The organism is Limosilactobacillus rudii (assembly GCF_014145455.1).
GTDB lineage: Bacteria > Bacillota > Bacilli > Lactobacillales > Lactobacillaceae > Limosilactobacillus > Limosilactobacillus rudii.
Genome location: NZ_JACIVB010000062.1, coordinates 156,770 through 174,240, shown reverse-complemented (window position 1 = coordinate 174,240; position 17,471 = coordinate 156,770). Strand labels below are relative to the sequence as shown.

33 protein-coding genes are annotated in these 17,471 nt (G+C 38.1%); 11 read left to right on the top strand and 22 right to left on the bottom strand.

Features of this window, described 5'->3' with window-relative positions; all coding sequences use genetic code 11:
* Window positions 1-66: 66 nt before the first annotated feature.
* The 13 genes from H5S39_RS10155 to H5S39_RS10095 are packed head-to-tail and all read right to left on the bottom strand — an operon-like array spanning window position 67 to window position 5,931.
* A complete protein-coding gene (locus tag H5S39_RS10155; RefSeq protein WP_182595485.1) occupies window positions 67-528 on the bottom strand; it encodes a hypothetical protein in 462 nt (153 codons plus the stop codon).
* A gap of 11 nt (window positions 529-539) precedes the next feature.
* Window positions 540-1,232, bottom strand: a complete 693-nt coding sequence (locus H5S39_RS10150) for a Rha family transcriptional regulator (protein WP_182595486.1) — start codon at window positions 1,230-1,232, stop codon at window positions 540-542.
* Complete coding sequence (locus H5S39_RS10145) at window positions 1,229-1,522, bottom strand: hypothetical protein (RefSeq protein WP_182595487.1); 294 nt, start codon at window positions 1,520-1,522, stop codon at window positions 1,229-1,231. The genes H5S39_RS10150 and H5S39_RS10145 overlap by 4 nt, the downstream gene beginning before the upstream one ends.
* Window positions 1,519-1,860 carry a hypothetical protein gene (locus H5S39_RS10140; protein WP_182595488.1) on the bottom strand — a complete coding sequence of 114 codons (342 nt, stop codon included), beginning with the start codon at window positions 1,858-1,860 and terminating at the stop codon, window positions 1,519-1,521. Before H5S39_RS10140 ends, H5S39_RS10145 begins: the two co-directional genes overlap by 4 nt.
* Window positions 1,857-2,183 carry a hypothetical protein gene (locus H5S39_RS10135; RefSeq protein ID WP_182595489.1) on the bottom strand — a complete coding sequence of 109 codons (327 nt, stop codon included), beginning with the start codon at window positions 2,181-2,183 and terminating at the stop codon, window positions 1,857-1,859. The genes H5S39_RS10140 and H5S39_RS10135 overlap by 4 nt, the downstream gene beginning before the upstream one ends.
* The gene (locus tag H5S39_RS10130; RefSeq protein WP_182595490.1) at window positions 2,176-3,117 is read right to left on the bottom strand and encodes a DnaD domain protein; all 942 of its coding nucleotides are present in this window, start codon (window positions 3,115-3,117) and stop codon (window positions 2,176-2,178) included. The genes H5S39_RS10135 and H5S39_RS10130 overlap by 8 nt, the downstream gene beginning before the upstream one ends.
* A gap of 3 nt (window positions 3,118-3,120) precedes the next feature.
* Complete coding sequence (locus H5S39_RS10125) at window positions 3,121-3,945, bottom strand: PD-(D/E)XK nuclease-like domain-containing protein (RefSeq protein WP_182595491.1); 825 nt, start codon at window positions 3,943-3,945, stop codon at window positions 3,121-3,123.
* Window positions 3,929-4,858 (bottom strand): recombinase RecT, encoded by a 930-nt coding sequence (locus tag H5S39_RS10120; RefSeq protein WP_182595492.1) that lies wholly within the window; start codon window positions 4,856-4,858, stop codon window positions 3,929-3,931. Before H5S39_RS10120 ends, H5S39_RS10125 begins: the two co-directional genes overlap by 17 nt.
* Window positions 4,851-5,078 (bottom strand): hypothetical protein, encoded by a 228-nt coding sequence (locus H5S39_RS10115; protein ID WP_182595493.1) that lies wholly within the window; start codon window positions 5,076-5,078, stop codon window positions 4,851-4,853. Before H5S39_RS10115 ends, H5S39_RS10120 begins: the two co-directional genes overlap by 8 nt.
* The gene (locus H5S39_RS10110) at window positions 5,078-5,254 is read right to left on the bottom strand and encodes a hypothetical protein (RefSeq protein WP_182595494.1); all 177 of its coding nucleotides are present in this window, start codon (window positions 5,252-5,254) and stop codon (window positions 5,078-5,080) included. The genes H5S39_RS10115 and H5S39_RS10110 overlap by 1 nt, the downstream gene beginning before the upstream one ends.
* Window positions 5,255-5,285: 31 nt before the next feature.
* Entirely contained in the window at window positions 5,286-5,474 is a 189-nt protein-coding gene (locus tag H5S39_RS10105) for a hypothetical protein (RefSeq protein WP_182595495.1), read from the bottom strand.
* Window positions 5,471-5,779 carry a hypothetical protein gene (locus H5S39_RS10100; RefSeq protein WP_182595496.1) on the bottom strand — a complete coding sequence of 103 codons (309 nt, stop codon included), beginning with the start codon at window positions 5,777-5,779 and terminating at the stop codon, window positions 5,471-5,473. Before H5S39_RS10100 ends, H5S39_RS10105 begins: the two co-directional genes overlap by 4 nt.
* Window positions 5,779-5,931, bottom strand: a complete 153-nt coding sequence (locus tag H5S39_RS10095) for a ribbon-helix-helix domain-containing protein (RefSeq protein WP_182595497.1) — start codon at window positions 5,929-5,931, stop codon at window positions 5,779-5,781. The genes H5S39_RS10100 and H5S39_RS10095 overlap by 1 nt, the downstream gene beginning before the upstream one ends.
* A 106-nt stretch (window positions 5,932-6,037) precedes the next feature.
* Between H5S39_RS10095 and H5S39_RS10090 the strand changes: the two genes are divergently transcribed.
* On the top strand, window positions 6,038-6,220 hold the full coding sequence (locus H5S39_RS10090) for an Arc family DNA-binding protein (RefSeq protein WP_182595498.1): 183 nt from the start codon (window positions 6,038-6,040) through the stop codon (window positions 6,218-6,220).
* Between the two features lie 99 nt (window positions 6,221-6,319).
* On the opposite strand, the gene H5S39_RS10085 is transcribed toward H5S39_RS10090, so the two are convergent.
* The 3 genes from H5S39_RS10085 to H5S39_RS10080 form a co-directional block, all read right to left on the bottom strand.
* The gene (locus tag H5S39_RS10085) at window positions 6,320-6,523 is read right to left on the bottom strand and encodes a DUF6877 family protein (protein ID WP_182595499.1); all 204 of its coding nucleotides are present in this window, start codon (window positions 6,521-6,523) and stop codon (window positions 6,320-6,322) included.
* A 14-nt stretch (window positions 6,524-6,537) separates the two neighbouring features.
* A complete protein-coding gene (locus H5S39_RS11670) occupies window positions 6,538-6,660 on the bottom strand; it encodes a hypothetical protein (RefSeq protein WP_259407318.1) in 123 nt (40 codons plus the stop codon).
* Between the two features lie 291 nt (window positions 6,661-6,951).
* Entirely contained in the window at window positions 6,952-7,170 is a 219-nt protein-coding gene (locus H5S39_RS10080; RefSeq protein WP_182595500.1) for a hypothetical protein, read from the bottom strand.
* A 51-nt stretch (window positions 7,171-7,221) separates the two neighbouring features.
* Between H5S39_RS10080 and H5S39_RS10075 the strand changes: the two genes are divergently transcribed.
* The 3 genes from H5S39_RS10075 to H5S39_RS10065 all read left to right on the top strand — a co-directional run bounded on the left by H5S39_RS10075 (window position 7,222) and on the right by H5S39_RS10065 (window position 8,895).
* Window positions 7,222-7,848 carry a hypothetical protein gene (locus H5S39_RS10075; protein WP_182595501.1) on the top strand — a complete coding sequence of 209 codons (627 nt, stop codon included), beginning with the start codon at window positions 7,222-7,224 and terminating at the stop codon, window positions 7,846-7,848.
* A 159-nt stretch (window positions 7,849-8,007) separates the two neighbouring features.
* Window positions 8,008-8,223 (top strand): hypothetical protein, encoded by a 216-nt coding sequence (locus H5S39_RS10070; RefSeq protein WP_182595502.1) that lies wholly within the window; start codon window positions 8,008-8,010, stop codon window positions 8,221-8,223.
* A gap of 318 nt (window positions 8,224-8,541) precedes the next feature.
* A complete protein-coding gene (locus H5S39_RS10065; protein ID WP_182595503.1) occupies window positions 8,542-8,895 on the top strand; it encodes a hypothetical protein in 354 nt (117 codons plus the stop codon).
* Here the strand turns inward: H5S39_RS10065 and H5S39_RS11665 are convergent.
* A complete protein-coding gene (locus tag H5S39_RS11665) occupies window positions 8,855-8,983 on the bottom strand; it encodes a hypothetical protein (protein ID WP_259407331.1) in 129 nt (42 codons plus the stop codon). The genes H5S39_RS10065 and H5S39_RS11665 overlap by 41 nt on opposite strands.
* Before the next feature lie 30 nt (window positions 8,984-9,013).
* Window positions 9,014-9,229: a helix-turn-helix transcriptional regulator gene (locus tag H5S39_RS10060; RefSeq protein ID WP_182595504.1), complete on the bottom strand. Its 216-nt coding sequence runs from the start codon at window positions 9,227-9,229 to the stop codon at window positions 9,014-9,016.
* Window positions 9,230-9,381: 152 nt separating this feature from the next.
* Here H5S39_RS10060 and H5S39_RS10055 point away from each other — a divergent pair, with 152 nt between their 5' ends.
* The 7 genes from H5S39_RS10055 to H5S39_RS10025 all read left to right on the top strand — a co-directional run bounded on the left by H5S39_RS10055 (window position 9,382) and on the right by H5S39_RS10025 (window position 14,126).
* On the top strand, window positions 9,382-9,723 hold the full coding sequence (locus H5S39_RS10055) for a helix-turn-helix domain-containing protein (protein ID WP_182595505.1): 342 nt from the start codon (window positions 9,382-9,384) through the stop codon (window positions 9,721-9,723).
* An 11-nt stretch (window positions 9,724-9,734) separates the two neighbouring features.
* On the top strand, window positions 9,735-10,142 hold the full coding sequence (locus tag H5S39_RS10050; RefSeq protein WP_182595506.1) for an ImmA/IrrE family metallo-endopeptidase: 408 nt from the start codon (window positions 9,735-9,737) through the stop codon (window positions 10,140-10,142).
* A 53-nt stretch (window positions 10,143-10,195) separates the two neighbouring features.
* A complete protein-coding gene (locus H5S39_RS10045) occupies window positions 10,196-11,116 on the top strand; it encodes a putative type II toxin-antitoxin system PemK/MazF family toxin (RefSeq protein WP_182595507.1) in 921 nt (306 codons plus the stop codon).
* A 171-nt stretch (window positions 11,117-11,287) separates the two neighbouring features.
* Window positions 11,288-11,761, top strand: coding sequence for an SHOCT domain-containing protein (locus H5S39_RS10040; protein ID WP_182595508.1), 474 nt, complete (start codon window positions 11,288-11,290; stop codon window positions 11,759-11,761).
* A gap of 57 nt (window positions 11,762-11,818) precedes the next feature.
* Complete coding sequence (locus H5S39_RS10035) at window positions 11,819-12,202, top strand: hypothetical protein (protein ID WP_182595510.1); 384 nt, start codon at window positions 11,819-11,821, stop codon at window positions 12,200-12,202.
* A gap of 19 nt (window positions 12,203-12,221) precedes the next feature.
* Entirely contained in the window at window positions 12,222-12,866 is a 645-nt protein-coding gene (locus tag H5S39_RS10030) for a hypothetical protein (RefSeq protein WP_182595512.1), read from the top strand.
* A 129-nt stretch (window positions 12,867-12,995) separates the two neighbouring features.
* On the top strand, window positions 12,996-14,126 hold the full coding sequence (locus tag H5S39_RS10025) for a tyrosine-type recombinase/integrase (protein ID WP_182595513.1): 1,131 nt from the start codon (window positions 12,996-12,998) through the stop codon (window positions 14,124-14,126).
* Window positions 14,127-14,242: 116 nt separating this feature from the next.
* On the opposite strand, the gene rplS is transcribed toward H5S39_RS10025, so the two are convergent.
* From rplS to rimM, 4 genes are all read right to left on the bottom strand, one after another.
* Entirely contained in the window at window positions 14,243-14,602 is a 360-nt protein-coding gene (rplS, locus tag H5S39_RS10020) for a 50S ribosomal protein L19 (protein WP_182599960.1), read from the bottom strand.
* A gap of 120 nt (window positions 14,603-14,722) precedes the next feature.
* Window positions 14,723-16,153, bottom strand: coding sequence for an APC family permease (locus tag H5S39_RS10015; RefSeq protein WP_182595313.1), 1,431 nt, complete (start codon window positions 16,151-16,153; stop codon window positions 14,723-14,725).
* Between the two features lie 10 nt (window positions 16,154-16,163).
* A complete protein-coding gene (gene trmD / locus H5S39_RS10010) occupies window positions 16,164-16,922 on the bottom strand; it encodes a tRNA (guanosine(37)-N1)-methyltransferase TrmD (RefSeq protein ID WP_182595312.1) in 759 nt (252 codons plus the stop codon).
* Window positions 16,922-17,428 (bottom strand): ribosome maturation factor RimM, encoded by a 507-nt coding sequence (gene rimM, locus H5S39_RS10005; protein WP_182595311.1) that lies wholly within the window; start codon window positions 17,426-17,428, stop codon window positions 16,922-16,924. Before rimM ends, trmD begins: the two co-directional genes overlap by 1 nt.
* Window positions 17,429-17,471 lie beyond the last annotated feature (43 nt).

The window sequence follows — 17,471 nt, the reverse complement described above, 5'->3', positions numbered from 1 at the left end:
CCGGATTATCAAGAACAACTCCTACCCATGTGTAATCATTATTAAAAAAGATTTTTAAACATGGTTTCATTTATCATCCTCACCCTCCACAAGTTCCTTCATTGCATCAATCGCAGGTGCTAGGCGTGGATTATCGTGTTTGAGTTGTTCTAACTCTGATTCAGTCAATGCAGTTGGTATAAATCCAATAGGGTTAAAGCCCCACACACCATCGTTAATATTCAGATAATTTTTGCAACCTTTGATGTCATCAATCCATCGCAGACGATACTTCTTTTCTGGAAAGCGATCTTTAACTGGTGTTCTAAGAAATTTTCCAATAATTCCAGCAAGCTGAGCCTTGATATCATCTGGAAGCTGTAAGTATGAATCTGTAATGAATTTGCAGTCAAACATGTTCTTTGCTCTATATGGTACTTCTACAACTGATAATCCATTCCAAGAAATCAAAATCATACTAAGGCGTTCATGTGCGCCAATTAAAGTATTTATAGCTCTAATCCTGTTTCCTAATTCATTAATCTTCATGCTGGTACCTCCTAAACAATCGCTAATTGAGCATTAGTCTGTTGAATTTCTTGTTGTAACTCAAACGGTGGGTACCAGTTATTAACAAAATCAATTGCTTTATCAAAATCCTTCATCGGCAAGTCATTGTATCGGTCTTGGTCGAACGTTTCACGATACGAACTGAACAAAGCACGGTAGGTTTTTGCTCTGATATTCTTGTCACAGTATGCGTTGGAATCCTTGCCACCAAGAACGTTGATAATCTTTGCGTTACGCTTCTTAGTAAACGTGTGGGCCATATTGCCAGGTAGCCCCATGCGATCTTTGATGTCCTTAACGTCTGCTGAAAGACTTTCGTAGCCCTTAGCAATCAAGCTAATCTGTTCTGGTAAGCTAAGTGGCTTCTGCTGTTGAAGTTGCTTCTCCATCTGGTTGAAAGCATCGATGTACTTTAGCTTGAATTGATCCGCCTTAGCACCAGTAAAACCAAATGCAATAAATGTAAACCCATCACGATTCATGTAATACATTTTGTTAGTCTTGCCACTAGCATCGGTATAGGTTCCAGCTGTAAACATTCCACTCACCCCAAAATTGGGGTCAGTCATTTTAGTGTCAATTGCCCTAATTACCCGATCATGTCTCTTCTCAAATACCTTTGCTACTTGCAAGCTAGTAGTTACCGCTTGACGGTCACGCATGATTACTAATTCTTCTGTCATTCTTTAATTCCCTCCGCTTCGTAGAAATCTAGGACGGCTTGTTTGACTTCCGGTAGTTTACTAATCAAATCAAAGTCACTAAGATCAACATGAAGGTCCATAAAACGAACACTAATAGAAATGCACTCGTCGGGGGTCACTCTTTCTTCGTCCATCATAAGACGAACCCCAAAAGTTACCCATCCGTTCATTTCTTCGTAATACTTAAAACCCAACTTCTTCATGTGATGCTTCAATGATTCAAGATTTGTTCGTGTGCTTGCTGGCAATACTTTTACTTCTGTACTCATTGTGTTACCTCCGCTTGTTTCCTAAATTTGATTGGCGTATGTGCGTACTTGCTAATAAACTCAATTAATGGCCAAAAGCCTTTACTTTCTAAGTCGTCTGCATCTAAGTCTTCTCGTTCACATAATTCTGATAGACTTTCGATGTCAACAGGAATCATCATTAGCCACATAGGCTTACGCTCTTCCTCGTCTCGTGCGTCCTGCCATGTACGGTAAACATAGACATACTTGCCTCGTTTAACGGCAAATGGTCCCATTGCATCGCCTCTGTCAATTTCTTTGCTATGGTTTATCGTGTAGACTAGCTCATCGGTTGTTACATAGCTGTTTGCATTCATGCTGTTTTCTCCTCTCGGTTCCATTTCGGATACGCTTCTTCTCGCAACAAATAACACTGGTGACACCATTCAGTGGCTTTTTGCACCTTGTCATTTGCGGTAGGCTTTGCCAGTGCCCACTTCATCTGATTACCGGTGAACGGCATATTGTACTTGCTACCATGCTCATCTAGCTGTGACAGATAACTAATAGCAATTTGCAGCTTAGTCTTGATAACAGCTAAAGAACAGTCTTCTGCTGTGTTACAGTTTTTCTCATCATCGGTTAAGGCAATCATCCGCTTAGCAACAGCCCACTTAGCTTTTACTTCGTCTTTAGTCATCTGGCATTGGCACCTCACTTTTGTCTGGCAGTTGATCCATCCAGTTGCCCTGATCAGACTTACCCTGCTTCTTCCGCTCTTGCTCACGCTTATACCACTCTGGTATTGGTTCATTGATTGGTGGACGCTTATTGCCATAGCTAGAATAGTGCTGTTTTGGCTTCTGCTCTTGTCGATGCTTTTCAGATAATTGTTCAGCCTGCTCAACAGTGCGCACTGAATTAGCCTCAAGATTCTTGAGGACAGTTTGCAGATATTGCCAATTAGGATGTGCTGCATTATCAGCTGTCTTACGAATAGCCCAGCAGACTACAGGCTTACCCAGCACTTGGACGAATTCAACAAAAACTGGTAGATGTAGTCCAGAGTTAACGTTAATATTTGCTTGGCTTGCTAGTGTGAACGGGTCTTCATGTACGGGTTCGTCATCGTCTTTAGTTGATGATGTAGTCTCTTGGTAATCTGATGGTAGTCTATTGGTATTGGTTGACTCATTATCGGACATACCATTGTCTGATTCTTGGTCACTGCATGTGCCATTATTGGACGCTCCATTGTCTGATTCTTGGTCACTCGTTGACTTATTTTGATACAATCGTTGTTCAAAATCCGACAACGCTTGATAATCAATCCGATACCACTTTGTCTTATCGAATTTTGCTTTATTGAAATTGCCAGTGATAATTAATCCTCGTTTCTCCAAATCATCAAAGTATCGTGATAATGTACTGCGAGATTTAATCCAAGGGAATTGTTTAAGCCATTCCGCCATACTGTTATAAACCCACTTATTGCCATCACTTTGAACTCGGGTAGTTCTTTGAAGCCAATAATGAAGTTGCTGAAAGACAATTGCTTCGTCTGCACTTCCTAAAGCAACAGCTAAACTTGGCTGGCATTGTAACGGTCGCTCATCAATTAGTAGTTTGCTCATGTTCTATACCTCAATTTCACTCGCGTGGATAAACCCACTTAACATCTTCGTCTCACGACAGTAATCACACTTGCCACAATGTGCCGGCTCCTCTTCGCCAGTCATAACTTTCCAGAAACGCGGTTGTAGTTCCCTTACCTTGTCTAAATCAGCGTCCATCTGGTATTGATCATCAACACCATTAAAATCAATTGCCATCTTATCAGGTGGTGTCTGCTTGCTGATAGCAAAGATAAATGGTTGACACTCTTTGCTAAAGGTTTGCTTGATTAGCTCACGGTATACAGCCATTTGCAGGTCATATTCCCTATCTTGGATAAACGGCACGTATCTGTGTTCATCAGTGTTCCAATGCCCCTTGTGGATGTCATCAACTGTCTTCAAATCACAGAAATAGCCTTTATCAAGCACAAGGCTATCAATCTTGCCTTTCCACTTGTAGCCATCAATTTCACCGGTTACGATAACTTCCTTATCGCCAGGAGCGTAGAAGTAGTTGAACATATCATCAGCTTGTAACGTCTGAATCATGCTATTAGCACTCTTAAATTCGGCTCTCAAATGTCCGTTAGGGTTCGTTTTAGTTGATCGGGTCATTAACTCTTTCTTATTCGCTTCAATAAAGTCCTGGTGGCTTTTAGCGCTCTCAAAGTAAGAATGAACATAGTTGCCAACAAGAAGCGGTACAGGACTAGATACAGGTTGCCAGTCCTCTTTAAGCTTTGCTAAAGCTCGGGCTTCGCATTGTTCAAAGTCTTTGAACAATGAAACGCTCATGTACTGCCAATCGGTTTCATGTGAGTAGTAGTTATCAGGCGTCAGCTTCATTGGCTGGCTTGATAGTTCCTTTGTCAAAGAGCTCTGTTTGACCGTCTGCGACTTCTTCACTTGCTTTTTCCTTGTTTTCGTTGCCGTTGCCACTTTCCTTTACCCCCTCAGCCTTTTCTTTTTGCGACTTATTAAAGCCATCTAGTAATTCTTTAGTAGTTTGCTGATGTTCGTTGCTTTCTGGCGTCACATCACGGCGCTCATCATCGTATTCGTTACTTGTTGTGTCGTTGATAGCACCTGTTAATAGGTCACTATCATCAGATGTGTTAATGAACATCTTGGCTGCACGATTAAGTACCGTCCGCTTTGCCATTTCTTGGCTAAAGTTCTGTTGTACCTTGTTATTTTTTTGACGTGTTTGTGCCCACGATTGGTCAATCTCTTTCTTGGTCATAACAGTGTAGTCAGTACCCTTATCTGTCTTAATCATGGCAAACGCCCCAATAATAGACTTGTCTTGATTTTCAAAGCTTGGAGTAAACTGTTTGACGATTAATTCCATGTCTTCGTTAGACCCAATTTCAAATACGTCATCTTGATGCACAACTTCTGCCCGCACCTTTTGAACACCATCTAAACGCTTTACTGCTGCCACCGTACCAAAGTAGCTTCGCTGCATTTGGAGCTCGTTGCCGTACACGATGAAGTAGCATTGATCTTTTGCTGGTGACAATCCCTGTAAGGTCATATCCAACAATGATTTAACAATAGAATCTCTAGTACATACGTCCAGCGCTGGACGCTTGTTGCGGTCTTGGACTTTCTGCAATTCAAGGAACGCTGCATTAAGCGCATTTGAAGCGTTGTAGTTTTTTGGAAGTGATAAGTCCTGCGTGTTCTGCATTTCCTTAACACGATCAAGCACTAAGTCGGTTAGTTTAGGTTGTTGTTCTGCTACTTGATTAGTCATTATTAAGACCCTCCATTACTAAAAATTTGCTTACCAGCGTTGCAATCTCCTTGTGTTTTGAAAGAAAATCAGCTACTAACGCCGCTTGTTCAAGAACAGTTCCATCACCTGCTATTAGCTCTTCATCAGAGGTTTTGTCACCTGCTAAAACTAGAATTGCATCCCATGCATGGTGAGTGACATTTTGAATTGCTTCGTGTAATTGTTTCTGCTTATTCATTACGCCCACCCCATTTGTTCATTAAAAAGTTCTGATAAAATGTCTTGTGACTTGTAGTAGCGAGTAAGTGCTTCAATATCGCTCACAGGGGTTGCTTGCTTAACAAATACCGCCTTAGTTAAACGCTTCTGTAAGAGGACAAAGCCCTCTGCCTTTTTCATTTTTTGATTAAACATGATATAATTACCTCAAATCTATTTTGATATGTTATTTATTGCCATCGGTGTTACCAGCGCCGTTGGCTTTTTTTGTGTCTTGATTGTCAGGATCGCCTAATGCTCCTAAAATCTGCCAGAACAAGACAAATCCAAACACTAGGCAAAGCCCTGAGCCATAGAATGCAGATAAGAGCATTCCTGCCGTCAATCCAGAACAGATTAGTGCTGGTTCGTTCATTCGTTCTCCTCCTTCAATTCTTTTATGAATTCAAATATTTTCCTTGCAGTTGGTACTTGGTCAGCAGTTATTTGCCTAACATCTTTCAGTCCAAGTACATACTTGATTGGCATATAAATTGAATTTTGGATAGTCGTATATCCAACTCCGTCTATATTTGTATTAGCAGTTCGACTTTTAATAAAATCTCTAATCTCATCACTTAATTTTCGCCAATCTGGACTAATCTTCGGTTCATTCCGCTTGCTTAAAATGTCAGCGGTCATCATTGCTATTTCACGTTTCTCTTCTTCTGTCATTGCCATTAGTTCTTAACTCCATTCTTTTTCACGAAAATTTGCAGCGCTTGAAGCATTACAGCGTTTTTGGTAAAGCCCTTTTCATCAGCAATAGCTTTAAGCTGGTTATCCAGTTTCTCAGGCATTCTAATCCCTGTCCTCTTTTTAGGTGTTGTCATAGTGTTGTTACCTCCTACGACTATTATATTAAAGTGTTGTGATAGTGTTGTCAATATTATTTTTAACGTTATTTTGCTGTTACAATGACAACAAGGTGGTGATACTATGGCATCAAAGTTACCTGTACTAGGTGTCAGAATTGAGGACGAATTAAAAGAAAAGCTGAAATACATTGCTGATTACAATGGACGTTCTATGAACAAAGAAATCGAACAATTAATAATTAGGCACGTAAGACAGTTTGAAAAAGATAATGGCCCTATTGATACGAATTCACATAATAATTAAATGCTTGGATTGCAAATGCGTTGAAGCTAAACCCTTCACGTTCTGCAATCCTTTTTGATTCCTCATACAGTTCATCGGGAAGCCTTAGTGTTATTTGTTTCATTCAATTACCGCCTTTCGCTCAGCTAAGCCGTAGCGAATTAAATTTTCAAGATAGCGTACTTGTTGCCAAACATAGCCATCAGTTGGCATACCACCACTAATGAACCAATCGCCTAGGCGAACACGAATTTCTTGAATTGCGCTAGCTGGGAAATCATATTCTGTTAGTAACTGGTTAATTCGTTCCATTCCATCTTTCATAAATGCCTACCTCCCTAATGCTTCTTACGATACTTTGGCTTCAATACATTCAACTTCTCATGCTCAATCACATTGACAATGGCTCCAATTAAAAAGCAAGCAATAATCACGAGCCACGGAATTGCTAGTCCTAACATCAAATCACCTCCTATTCCCCTAACGCTTTTAAATATGGGCTTCGATGTTCCTCATAAGATCGTTCAGACCTGAAAGACTCGAATTTTTGATATTCCTTCAAGTCAACACGACCGCCAGCAAGAAACACCTTTCTCCAAGCAGGATAATTTTCTTGTGCCCATCTCCTACGTCTGTTAAAAGTCGACTTAGACATTGGAACTTCTATTTCCTTATCACCTACCTTCTTAATCGACTTCCAAACATTGCAAAACTCCAGTCTGTTCATCTGGTATAGATAAGGGCTCATCTGATCAACTCCTTTCTTTCGGCCTTGTTTCCATAATCTGGAAGTCCTTTCCCTGATAACGAGTAAAGAGTTTCTTATGTTTTGAAAATCCACTGACTGTTTTAATATAGTCAGCGTTTTCTTTTGGCATAGAGAAAGCGGGTTGGCTTCCTTCTGATTGAGCAACAATAACTCTTTTACCAAAAATCGTTTTTACAAAAAACGGTGTTACAATTTGCTCCATTCGTTGCCACCTTTCTTTTGCTATAATCAAGTCATCTCCTGATGAAAGGAGGTGACTACTATCGCTGCTTATTACGGTTATGAGGAAGCTCTTGCAGCTAGAAAGCGTATTGCTAACAGCATTCCGCCAGAAGCTTACGATGCAATGCGACAGGCCGCTGAGCTTAATCAACGAATTTCAGAAATACTTGCTCCTGCTCAAGAGCAACTTTCACAACTTCAAGAACTGATCACTCTCGCTTCGAAGACTGACATTAAAATTGCATCAGCTCTCAATAGAATTAACAATGAAATAACCGATCACCCAGTTGAATCATTTGTTAAATTTGCGGATGCCGTCGATAATTTTCCTGAATCTAATTTCGATTATCCTGATCATGAAAGTCGGAAACTTTCCGATGGCAACGAGCAAAGAGATTATAGTGCTAAAAATTCCAGCACATCTGATAATGTTAAAATCTTTATCAAGAAGCAGATGGATCAATTCAAGAATGAAAACTCCATACTGAAACCAGAAAAACCAGATATCGAAAAATGCTTCATATTTTTCAAACTTCTTTTTCATTCAATTTGTGTCCTTTTTGTTGTGCTCGGAACTTACGACCAAACCCTCGCAATAGCTTACATAGAAGTAGTAATTGCTGTAATTGATGACATTCTTGCCTTCAAGAATAAGTGATCGTATATAAAGCTTCTTTGATTAATGAACTAATTTCATCTGAGGTTAGTTCATTTTTGTTTTCTTTATCCCCTCACCTCCTTTAAACATAATCGTCTCCTTTTAGGTAAGTCGCTTTGATATAATCTAGTTACTTTCGAATGAAGGGAGGTAAATTTAATGCAACGTGACTTTGAAAAAGAAGATTTTATCTTGCTCGATACAAAATTAGAAGAAGCACTCAAACAAGGTAAAACTACATTCAAAATTCATATGATGGCTTTCGATGAAGTGCCAAATTATGAACAACACATTAATAAATACGAACGACTATCTAAATATCGGATCCGCCATGTTTATGATGGTGGCTACTATGTTTTTCATATTGAGAAATAATTCCTCTCGCTTTGTTCGTAGACATCTTAAATACATCAACATCTATAATCATTTGTATCTCCAAATGAGGAGGATATTCCCAACTATGCTTGATTTGGGTTGCTAATACTCCCTGATATGGAATGTTGTTAATAAGCGCTATGCACAAACGTGAGCGAGTCATGAAACTGATATTTAAATCAGGATTGTCAAATTGAAGTAACTTCAAATTCTTTTGAGGATACTTCTTTTTTAGTTCAGCCAATTTTTCGTCCATCCCCTCACCTCCTTAGTTATATTGCTTTGCTATACTTAAGCTATCCAAGGAAGGAGTAACTTATGCAAACAGTACGCAAAGAACGCATAATTCTTAAAAAACTAATCAAACTCAGTCGTAGTGGCAAACAGGTAGTCAGCTTTGATGAACTCGGTATTAAAGATAAGTTTTACCCTAATGAACTTGCTAGCAAAGGCTTGGTGACAATTGTCGGTACCGACCAAGATGATGAAGGATATTTTAGAAAATGTAACCATCTAAGAATTACCGATGAAGGCAAACATTACTTTGAAAAGCGTTTTGAAATTAGCAAAGAATTAATGCTTAAATCTTTTTGGCTTCCAATCGCCGTTGCCTTTGTAACTAGTCTCTTAACTAACGGAATACTAGTTGGAATAAAAGCGTTGTTAAAATAGCAGTTACTACACTCACACAAATTGAAGTTGTCCATCCAAAAGCTGATTCGTTCATTCGTTTCAGCTTTTTCTTTTCTTCTTCATCCATCCCCTCGCCTCCTTTTGTTAGCCAATACGACTAACTTTTATTTAAAAAAATAGATAATGGAAGGTCTAATACTTGACTTGCCTTTACAGCAACATCAGTTGAAAGTTTACGGCTTCCGTTAAGAACCTGTCCGAAATAACTAGGACTAATACCTATTTCATTAGCAACAAACTTATTTTTAATTCCTCGTTTTTCAATCTCTTGTCTTAATAGTTTGTAAGCATCTTTTTTCAGAATTGTTGTCACCCAGTAACACCTCCTTAGCCGTTTTGTTTAACTTACGTTTATTATAATACCTCGCCGTATTGTTTAAGTCAATACCTTATATAAACTTTTCGACTAAAAAAGCAATCTTTTTGTTTAACAGTTGTATTATATAAATAAAGGAGTTGTTGAAAATGTCAAAGTTTGGTGATCGTCTTACTAATTTACGCGAGAATAAAGGCTGGAGTAAGACGTACGTTGCTAAAACTATAGGCTTATCAAGCATGCAAACTTATGCTAATTATGAATACGGGAGACGTGAACCGGACTTTGAAACGGTTGACAAACTGGCTAATTTATTCAACGTTTCGACTGATTATTTATTAGGACGTGAATCTAAAGCAGATAAAGTACATAACATGAGTGTTGAAGAAGCGTTAGGAACAATTATGTCCTTTGAAGGAAAGCCGGTTACTCCTCACGATCAAAAGGCAATGAAGGATTTACTAGAAAGTTATCTGCGAAACAGACAGTAGGTGTCTTCCTGATGAATAACGAATTAAAGGAACTTATATCAGAGCTTAATGCCATTGTTCTTTATGGGATATTCGATGCCCCAGGCCATGTCGCCTTTCCACCAATACTAGAAGGAACCGCTGTTATATACATAGATAATAAATTAACCGAATGCCAGCAGAAGACCGTTCTGATCCATGAACTGGGACATATCGCTAAGCAGCGAGAAGAAAAGGAACTTTATGACGCGACAATGTCAATGAAGATGAAAATGGAGTATGGCGCAAATAAGTTTATGATTAAGTATTTGTTCTCTAATTATATAGATGTTACTGGTGATGACCCTCACTCAGTAAATTATCTTGAATTTATGAGGCAAAATGATATCCCATCACGTGATGAAAACATTGTTAGAGAAGTTATTTTGAACTACTCATAATTACATCGTTACAAAATAAAAAGCCCTCTCAGAAGAAAGGACGTGAGAAATAAATGAGTGAATATATGCCGCATTATACTGAAGAACAAAAGCGACAAAAAATTTCAAAGTTTAATAACGTTTATTACAACGGCGACCCAGCGGATTGGAAAGTATCTCGGTTACCTAATTGGATGTCATTCTACGGCTATTCACTAGATAAAGAATTAAAGAACGATCTACCCCATTATTACAGACGATTTCGTCAAGGAACCGTTGTCATGATTGATTACGGTGTAACGATTGGGAATGAGCTAGGTGGCAAACACTTTGGTGTGGTCTTGAATAACGATGACACTAAATATAAAAGGAAAGTTACTGTTGTTCCACTTTCATCTCATTGGCATAAAGGTTACATAGATCTAGGTTACGATCTAATGTCCGGTATAAATGATTTAGTTAAGAAGAGAAGTGAAGAAGAACAAACAAAGATTCAAAAACTAAGTAACCGATTGGAAGAATTTAGGAACAGCCATAAAAACAGTTCTTTCCCTTTCACGGAAGGTGAAGAAGCGTTCCTTGAGAAAAATGTTAAAGATTTTCCGAAAGATCAAAACACATTTAGCATTAACTTTCTTGATAATGAAGCAAATAAAGAACTTATATCACTAATTACAAATATCAAAAAAGCTGATTCGTGGGAACAGCATAGAAATATTTTTGACTTTGTGTCATTTATAGAGACAGCTATAACCTTTAAAAATAATGTTGATGAAGAACTTAAAAAACTAGATGAAAGTACTAGGCAATTACATCAACTAGCGAAGAAACTTAACAAATACAACAAACAATCATTTGCCGTAATTTCTGATATTAAATCCGTTAGCAAGTTGCGAGTTGCAAAATTAAATCATTTTACGATTTCAGGAAACACGCAAATTTCAGCAGAAAATTTAGGCAAGATTAGACAAGGATTGATCAAAACTATTGAATAATAAAACATTATATGACATAATATAGCCATCGACAGAAATGCCGACCATTTAAATGGTCTATATTTATTGCTCTATTAAGAGCGAGGGCTATATTATTTCGTTTTGAAGTAATATAGCCCTCTTTTTTTATTTATAGATGTCATAACTTTTAAAAGCATTGGGGAGTATTTTATGCAAGTTGAAATCAAGATTCCAGAGCACGCAATCATCACTGCTGATAACGAAAAAGTAACCATTGAACACAAGGGCTTAAGGAGCTTTGCTAATCATGGTGGAACAGGGTCAAGTGCTATTCCTTATTCATCAATAGCAAGTATTGATTATAAAGAACCAGGATTTACTAGAGGCCATATTATCATTGTTCCTACAAGTGGCAGTGAGCATGGTGGCGGTTTAGGTGGCTTAGATCCTCTTTATGCTGGTTCTGCATGGGGTAAAAAGAATGCTATTATTTTTGGCAGAAAACATCAAAAAGAAATGAATGAACTCGTTGAATTTATAAACAGTAAAATTTCTCAAGCACACTTAAGCACTACAACTATAAGTTCAGCAGATGAATTAGCCAAATTTAAAAAACTTCTTGACGAAAATGTAATTACACAAGAAGAATTTGACGCTAAGAAGAAGCAACTATTAGACCTATAAACCTATGACCAAACACTGATGTCATTAAAAGCTGAATCGATTAGGAGGAGTATTAAGTTGGCAAAGAAAATTAGGGATGCAGAAGGAAATGTTTATAAAGAATTAGTCACTACAGACAAGAACAGAAAAAGAACCCTTGAGATTATTATTGGCGTAATCGCAATGATCCTTTCCGTCATATTTATTGGCGGTAGCTTTGGAGCAGCAGCCGTAGCAGATGCTTTTGGTGGCGACGGATATTACACCGCTAAAATGATGTTAGGACTTATTCTTGCAATTATTTCTTTTGTTTTAGTATTTTTTATAAACAAAAATCGAAAAGTTATAGGTTGGTCAATTGCTATTATGGGAGCAATTATTCTTTTTATGTGTGGAGACTATGGTATTGTTCCGGGTATTTTCTATGTAATTGATGGAATTTTAGTACTGGTTAGAAAATAATTTTAGGGAGATTTGTTACATGGCTAAAAAAATTACAGATAAAGATGGTAAAACTTATGTGCAAGTAAAACCATGGTACAAACGTTGGTGGATTTGGGTAATCGTTGTGCTTATTGTATTATTTTTAATCGGTTCACTAAGTGGGAGTGATGATAGTAAAAGTGGCTCAGGTTCAGGAAGTAATACTCAAACAACGTCCCCTTCAAAAATCACAGTTGATTATGATGATTATAATGTCAAATCTTCTAAAACATACAAATTGGATTATAGCAATGATGATTGGGATAAGGCTGACGTAAAAGTTAATAAAGTTACCGTATACAAACTTGCTAAGCCATATGAATTTGATTCGGCTAGCGATGGTAAATATGATATTAATGGTTTCATCAAATTAGATATGACCATTAAAGCAAATGGCGATATTTCAATCTATCCGCAACAAGGTACTGCTGTTATAGGAAGTGAACAAGAAGATGCCATTGGTGAATCATGGGATGGCGATATAAACGACGGCGTAGAAAAGTCTGGCGAAGTATATATTCCTATCAAGGACCTTAATAATCCTTCAAGTATTTCAGACATTAGATTTAAATTTAGTGCTAACGATCAAGATATGGATAGTGACCATGATTACGATTTAACTCTAAATCTAAATAATGATTAATTTAACATAGCTCGTCCAACTAAATTGATGACACTAAAAGCTATTTAATATTCAAGTTTTAAACCGGTCGAAATCGACCGGTTTAAAAAGAGTCTCAAAAGAACGTATGTACGGAAGGAGTGCAATATTATGTGGATACAAGAGCGTGGCAAAAATTCACGACTTGCTGACAGGTACAAAGACCCTTTGACTGGAAAATATAAAATAGTAAGTATTGTAATTAAGGACAAACGGAAAAAGACAATAAAAGAAGCTCAAATAGCCTTAACTAATAAAATTAACAAGCTTATTAGCGAAGTTAAAAGCGGGAAAATAGTTCATGGCATTACTTTTAAGCAACTCCTTGATGAATACTCAGAATATGAGAAAGCACAAATTAAAAGGTCAACATATTATAACCATCAAACAATGATTAATACTTTAACAGATATTTTTGACCCTGACTCTTTAGTTGAAAACTTTACGTCCCTCGTACTAACAGAAAAGCTTGAAGAACTTATGTATGGCGATAGAAACTTATCAAGTGGTTATGTATCTAAATATAAGTATTACTTGCACAAACTATTTGAATATGCTGTAAAGCACTCGTACATTAAAGAGAATCCTATTGATAAAGTTGAACTCAATTACAAATCTCCTGTTAGTGGTCAGCAAATAAAAGACAAATTTTTAGAAGAAAGTGAACTAAAAGCGGTACTCAAATATCTATATAATAATACTAAAATCTATGGTGAACTTTGCGAATGGCTATATTTGACAGGATTACGAATTGGTGAAGCAACCTCTCTTAGTTTTGATGATGTTTACCAGAAAAACGGCGACTGGTTTATTGACATAACTGGAACACTTGAATATAAGCATATTAAAGCTAAAGACCAAAAGAAAAGTGACTCACCAAAAACGCTTTCTTCTAGTAGGACTGTATTTCTTCCCAAAAAAGCTATAAAAATTTATCTCAAACTAAAAAGAAAAGCAAACGGTAAAGGATTTATCTTTGCGACAGAGAATGGAACCCCTATCCAAACAACGTCGGTAAATACAGTTTTACGCTCAGCCAAGAAAAAACTAAAGTTGGATAAATCTCTAAGCACTCATACTTTTAGGCATACTCATATTTCTAAATTAGCCGAATTGGGTGTTCCACTATATGTAATTCAGCAACGAGTTGGGCATGCAAACAGTAAGATTACTGCTCAAATTTATTTACACGTTCGACAAGGAGCAATAAAAAAGGAAGCGTCAAAACTTGATAAGCTTTAATTTTGCTAACAAATTGCTAACATCTGCTTATCTGACTAGTTTAAACGCTTCTTTTTTATACTCTAATATGAGTTTAAAAATAAAAAGAACCCTTGATACACAAGGGTTCCACACTACTAGTTATCGCGACGACGTTCAGCGATACGAGTAGCCTTACCAGTACGTTCACGTAAGTAGTAAAGCTTAGCACGACGTACACGACCATGACGAAGAACGTCAATCTTTTCAACACGTGGTGAATGAACTGGGAAAGTACGTTCAACACCAACACCGTTACTGATCTTACGTACAGTGTAAGTAGCACTGATACCAGCACCATGGCGCTTGATAACAACACCTTCAAACATCTGAATACGTTCACGTGAACCTTCAACGATTCGTGCGTGAACACGAACAGTATCACCAGCACGGAATTCTGGAATATCATCCCGTAATTGACTAGCAGTAATCTTTTCGATTAACTTGTTTTGACGCATAATATAATTCTTTCCTTTCGCCGACATTCATGTCCTCGTATGGGCAGCGGAATACCGTTATTCACAGCTAAATAGCCAATAACTACTATACATGGTTTTTCCTTATCTTTCAAGGGTAAATTAATGGCTTCCTTTATTAATAATCGAATGCTGAATACCATAGACAAAATAAATAAGCAAGCCAATAACAAACCAGCCGATCATTAAAATTTTCGCATCAGAATTCAAGCCCCAGAAAATGACGGCAGAAAAAAGTGCTGAAATTGCCGGTAAAATCGGATATAACGGCATCTTAAATTGTGCTTGCGGTAAATCAACACCTTCTCGCGGACGCAGGGCATAGATCCCTAATGAAACAAAGATAAAAGCAACCAAGGTCCCTGCTGAAACAAGCGTTGCTAAAAAAGTAAATGGAAAAACAGATCCTAGAATCATTGCTAACACTGTAATCATCCATAATGCATGATTAGGAACATGTTTCTGATCAATTTGACCAAGAGTCTTGGGTAATAATCCGTCTCGACCAAAAGCATAAATAAGCCGTGAAGAAGCCAACAAAATTGCAATCAAAGCGGAAAAAATCCCAACAATCGCCACTATTGATAGCAAATTTGCGGTGATATAGTGCCCTGACTGACGAAGAGCCCAGGCAGCTGGTTCTGCATTATTCGCATATCGATTGTACTTGAACATTCCTACTAAGACTAAAGATACTGCAATAAAAAAGCCTGTTCCTAAAAGTAATGTTCCAATTAGACCGCGAGGCATTGTCTTTTCTGGGTTAACTGTTTCTGCCGTATTAGCTGCAATTGCATCAAATCCAACATAAGCAATGAAAATTTGTGCTGTTCCGGCTAAAATTCCCTGCCATCCCCCAAAAGTGGTTCCTGGTTGATGTGCTGGTAAAAACGGTACATAATTTTGCGGGTGAATTGCAGTAGCACCAACAACAATAAACATTAAAATCACTAGCAGCTTAACACCTACAATTATATTTTCAATTCGGCTTACTTGATGAATACCGCGGGAAATCAATGCACCCACGATTAAAATCGCTATCGCGGCTAAAATATCAATGTAAGACCCTGCACGAGGATTAAATCCTCCTGTTAGGGCAATCGGTAATTTAATCCCAAAACTTCCAAGGAAACCTTGCATGTATGCTGACCACCCCGATGCAACAAAAGCAACTGAAATAAAATATTCTGCTAACAAGGCCCAGCCAGCGATCCAGCCAAAGAACTCGCCAAAAAGAACATTGATCCATGAAAACGCTGATCCGGCAAATGGTAAGACTGATGATGTTTCTGCGTAGGCCAGTGCTGATAATCCAGCGCCAATTGCTGCCACAATGAACGCTAAGGGAACAGCTGGTCCTGTGTGATCAGCTGCTACAATTCCTGGTAAAGTAAAGATAGCTGTTCCTACAACCATCCCGGTTCCAAGGCCAATCAAGTCCTTTGTATGTAAACTTGGTGTAAGCTGGGCATCCTTTTCCTGATAAACTTTTGGGTCCTGCTTTAAAAATAATCTTTTAAGAATTTCTTTCATTCACACCACCCTAGTCTGGAACAGTCGGATCTTCATCCAGTTTAATATCTTCAAGCATTATTTGTTGCTCTCGGCTAAGTTTTGCACTTTCCAATAAATCTGGCCGACGATGGAGAGTTCGCCGTAATGACTCTCTCATCCGCCATTCCTTAATCTTCTGGTGATTTCCACTCGTCAATACTTCTGGTACCTTCATACCGCGAAAGTCGGCTGGACGAGTATACTGCGGATATTCTAACAATCCATTACTGAACGAATCGCCCATTGGTGACGACATATTGCCAAGGACTCCCGGAACAAAACGCACGGTAGCATCAATCATGACCATTGCAGCTAACTCGCCCCCTGTTAAGACATAATCACCGAGAGACGCTTCATCAGTAACTAGCTGCCGAATTCGTTCATCATAGCCTTCGTAGTGACCGCAAATAAAAGTTAAATGATCTTCTTGGGCTAATTCCTTAGCATATGCTTGATCAAATTTGCGTCCTGCTGGATCCATCAAAATTACTCTTCCTTTAGAGTACTGGCCTTTTGTTTGCTCCTCAACAGCAGCCATCGCATCAAAAATCGGCTGTGCTTGTAACAACATCCCAGCGCCACCGCCAAATGGTGCATCATCAACATGATTATGTTTATCTGTTGTATACTTCCGGAAATCAGTCACATTAATATCTAAGAAACCATTATCCTGAGCCTTACCAACAATTGATTCACCAAGAGTCGCTTGAAACATATCAGGAAATAAACTCAAAATATCAATTCGCATTACTCAAGACCCTCCATTAATTCGACTTTTACAAGCTGATTATCAAGGTCAACCTTCTTTATTACATCATCAATTACCGGTAATAATAAATCACGTTTACCTGGACGCTCTACAACCCAAACATCGTTAGCACCCGGTGATAATATTTCTTTGATTTTTCCGAGCTTTTGGCCATCCGTTGTCTCAACCGCTAACCCAATAATTTGATGATAGTAATATTGACCATCATCAAGTGGCTGTTGGTCATCAGCACTTACCATTAGCTCATGATCACGAAATTTTTCTACGTCATTAATATTATCGTAACCCATAAACTTTACTAAAATAAAGCCCTTGTGCTGGCGTGCCTTTTCAATTTTTAATGCAAGTGGCTCCGTTTCCTCTTGTAGATACAAAGTACTTCCTGGAGCAAATCGTTCACTAATAAAATCAGTAGTCGCAAGTACCCGTACTTCTCCTCGGACGCCATGTGTATTTACAATTTTTCCAACGTTATAATATTCCATTTTTTCCTCCAAAAAAGACAAAAACCCCCACAGATTAGTGTGG

Bases quoted from the DNA above. Each gene is read 5' to 3' on its own strand.
- H5S39_RS10110 (WP_182595494.1), bottom strand. From the start codon at position 5,254: ATGTTTAATCAAAAAATGAAAAAGGCAGAGGGCTTTGTCCTCTTACAG.
- H5S39_RS10105 (WP_182595495.1), bottom strand. From the start codon at position 5,474: ATGAACGAACCAGCACTAATCTGTTCTGGATTGACGGCAGGAATGCTC.
- H5S39_RS10145 (WP_182595487.1), bottom strand. From the start codon at position 1,522: ATGAGTACAGAAGTAAAAGTATTGCCAGCAAGCACACGAACAAATCTT.
- H5S39_RS10040 (WP_182595508.1), top strand. From the start codon at position 11,288: ATGCAAGTTGAAATCAAGATTCCAGAGCACGCAATCATCACTGCTGAT.
- H5S39_RS10070 (WP_182595502.1), top strand. From the start codon at position 8,008: ATGCAACGTGACTTTGAAAAAGAAGATTTTATCTTGCTCGATACAAAA.
- H5S39_RS10085 (WP_182595499.1), bottom strand. From the start codon at position 6,523: ATGAAAGATGGAATGGAACGAATTAACCAGTTACTAACAGAATATGAT.
- H5S39_RS10090 (WP_182595498.1), top strand. From the start codon at position 6,038: ATGGCATCAAAGTTACCTGTACTAGGTGTCAGAATTGAGGACGAATTA.
- rplS (WP_182599960.1), bottom strand. From the start codon at position 14,602: ATGCGTCAAAACAAGTTAATCGAAAAGATTACTGCTAGTCAATTACGG.
- H5S39_RS10045 (WP_182595507.1), top strand. From the start codon at position 10,196: ATGAGTGAATATATGCCGCATTATACTGAAGAACAAAAGCGACAAAAA.
- H5S39_RS10150 (WP_182595486.1), bottom strand. From the start codon at position 1,232: ATGACAGAAGAATTAGTAATCATGCGTGACCGTCAAGCGGTAACTACT.
- H5S39_RS10135 (WP_182595489.1), bottom strand. From the start codon at position 2,183: ATGACTAAAGACGAAGTAAAAGCTAAGTGGGCTGTTGCTAAGCGGATG.
- H5S39_RS10080 (WP_182595500.1), bottom strand. From the start codon at position 7,170: ATGGAGCAAATTGTAACACCGTTTTTTGTAAAAACGATTTTTGGTAAA.
- H5S39_RS10155 (WP_182595485.1), bottom strand. From the start codon at position 528: ATGAAGATTAATGAATTAGGAAACAGGATTAGAGCTATAAATACTTTA.
- H5S39_RS10065 (WP_182595503.1), top strand. From the start codon at position 8,542: ATGCAAACAGTACGCAAAGAACGCATAATTCTTAAAAAACTAATCAAA.
- H5S39_RS10030 (WP_182595512.1), top strand. From the start codon at position 12,222: ATGGCTAAAAAAATTACAGATAAAGATGGTAAAACTTATGTGCAAGTA.
- H5S39_RS10050 (WP_182595506.1), top strand. From the start codon at position 9,735: ATGAATAACGAATTAAAGGAACTTATATCAGAGCTTAATGCCATTGTT.
- H5S39_RS10130 (WP_182595490.1), bottom strand. From the start codon at position 3,117: ATGAGCAAACTACTAATTGATGAGCGACCGTTACAATGCCAGCCAAGT.
- H5S39_RS10015 (WP_182595313.1), bottom strand. From the start codon at position 16,153: ATGAAAGAAATTCTTAAAAGATTATTTTTAAAGCAGGACCCAAAAGTT.
- H5S39_RS10115 (WP_182595493.1), bottom strand. From the start codon at position 5,078: ATGAATAAGCAGAAACAATTACACGAAGCAATTCAAAATGTCACTCAC.
- H5S39_RS10025 (WP_182595513.1), top strand. From the start codon at position 12,996: ATGTGGATACAAGAGCGTGGCAAAAATTCACGACTTGCTGACAGGTAC.
- trmD (WP_182595312.1), bottom strand. From the start codon at position 16,922: ATGCGAATTGATATTTTGAGTTTATTTCCTGATATGTTTCAAGCGACT.
- rimM (WP_182595311.1), bottom strand. From the start codon at position 17,428: ATGGAATATTATAACGTTGGAAAAATTGTAAATACACATGGCGTCCGA.
- H5S39_RS10120 (WP_182595492.1), bottom strand. From the start codon at position 4,858: ATGACTAATCAAGTAGCAGAACAACAACCTAAACTAACCGACTTAGTG.
- H5S39_RS10125 (WP_182595491.1), bottom strand. From the start codon at position 3,945: ATGAAGCTGACGCCTGATAACTACTACTCACATGAAACCGATTGGCAG.
- H5S39_RS11670 (WP_259407318.1), bottom strand. From the start codon at position 6,660: ATGTTAGGACTAGCAATTCCGTGGCTCGTGATTATTGCTTGCTTTTTA.
- H5S39_RS10140 (WP_182595488.1), bottom strand. From the start codon at position 1,860: ATGAATGCAAACAGCTATGTAACAACCGATGAGCTAGTCTACACGATA.
- H5S39_RS10100 (WP_182595496.1), bottom strand. From the start codon at position 5,779: ATGGCAATGACAGAAGAAGAGAAACGTGAAATAGCAATGATGACCGCT.
- H5S39_RS10055 (WP_182595505.1), top strand. From the start codon at position 9,382: ATGTCAAAGTTTGGTGATCGTCTTACTAATTTACGCGAGAATAAAGGC.
- H5S39_RS10095 (WP_182595497.1), bottom strand. From the start codon at position 5,931: ATGACAACACCTAAAAAGAGGACAGGGATTAGAATGCCTGAGAAACTG.
- H5S39_RS11665 (WP_259407331.1), bottom strand. From the start codon at position 8,983: ATGGATGAAGAAGAAAAGAAAAAGCTGAAACGAATGAACGAATCAGCT.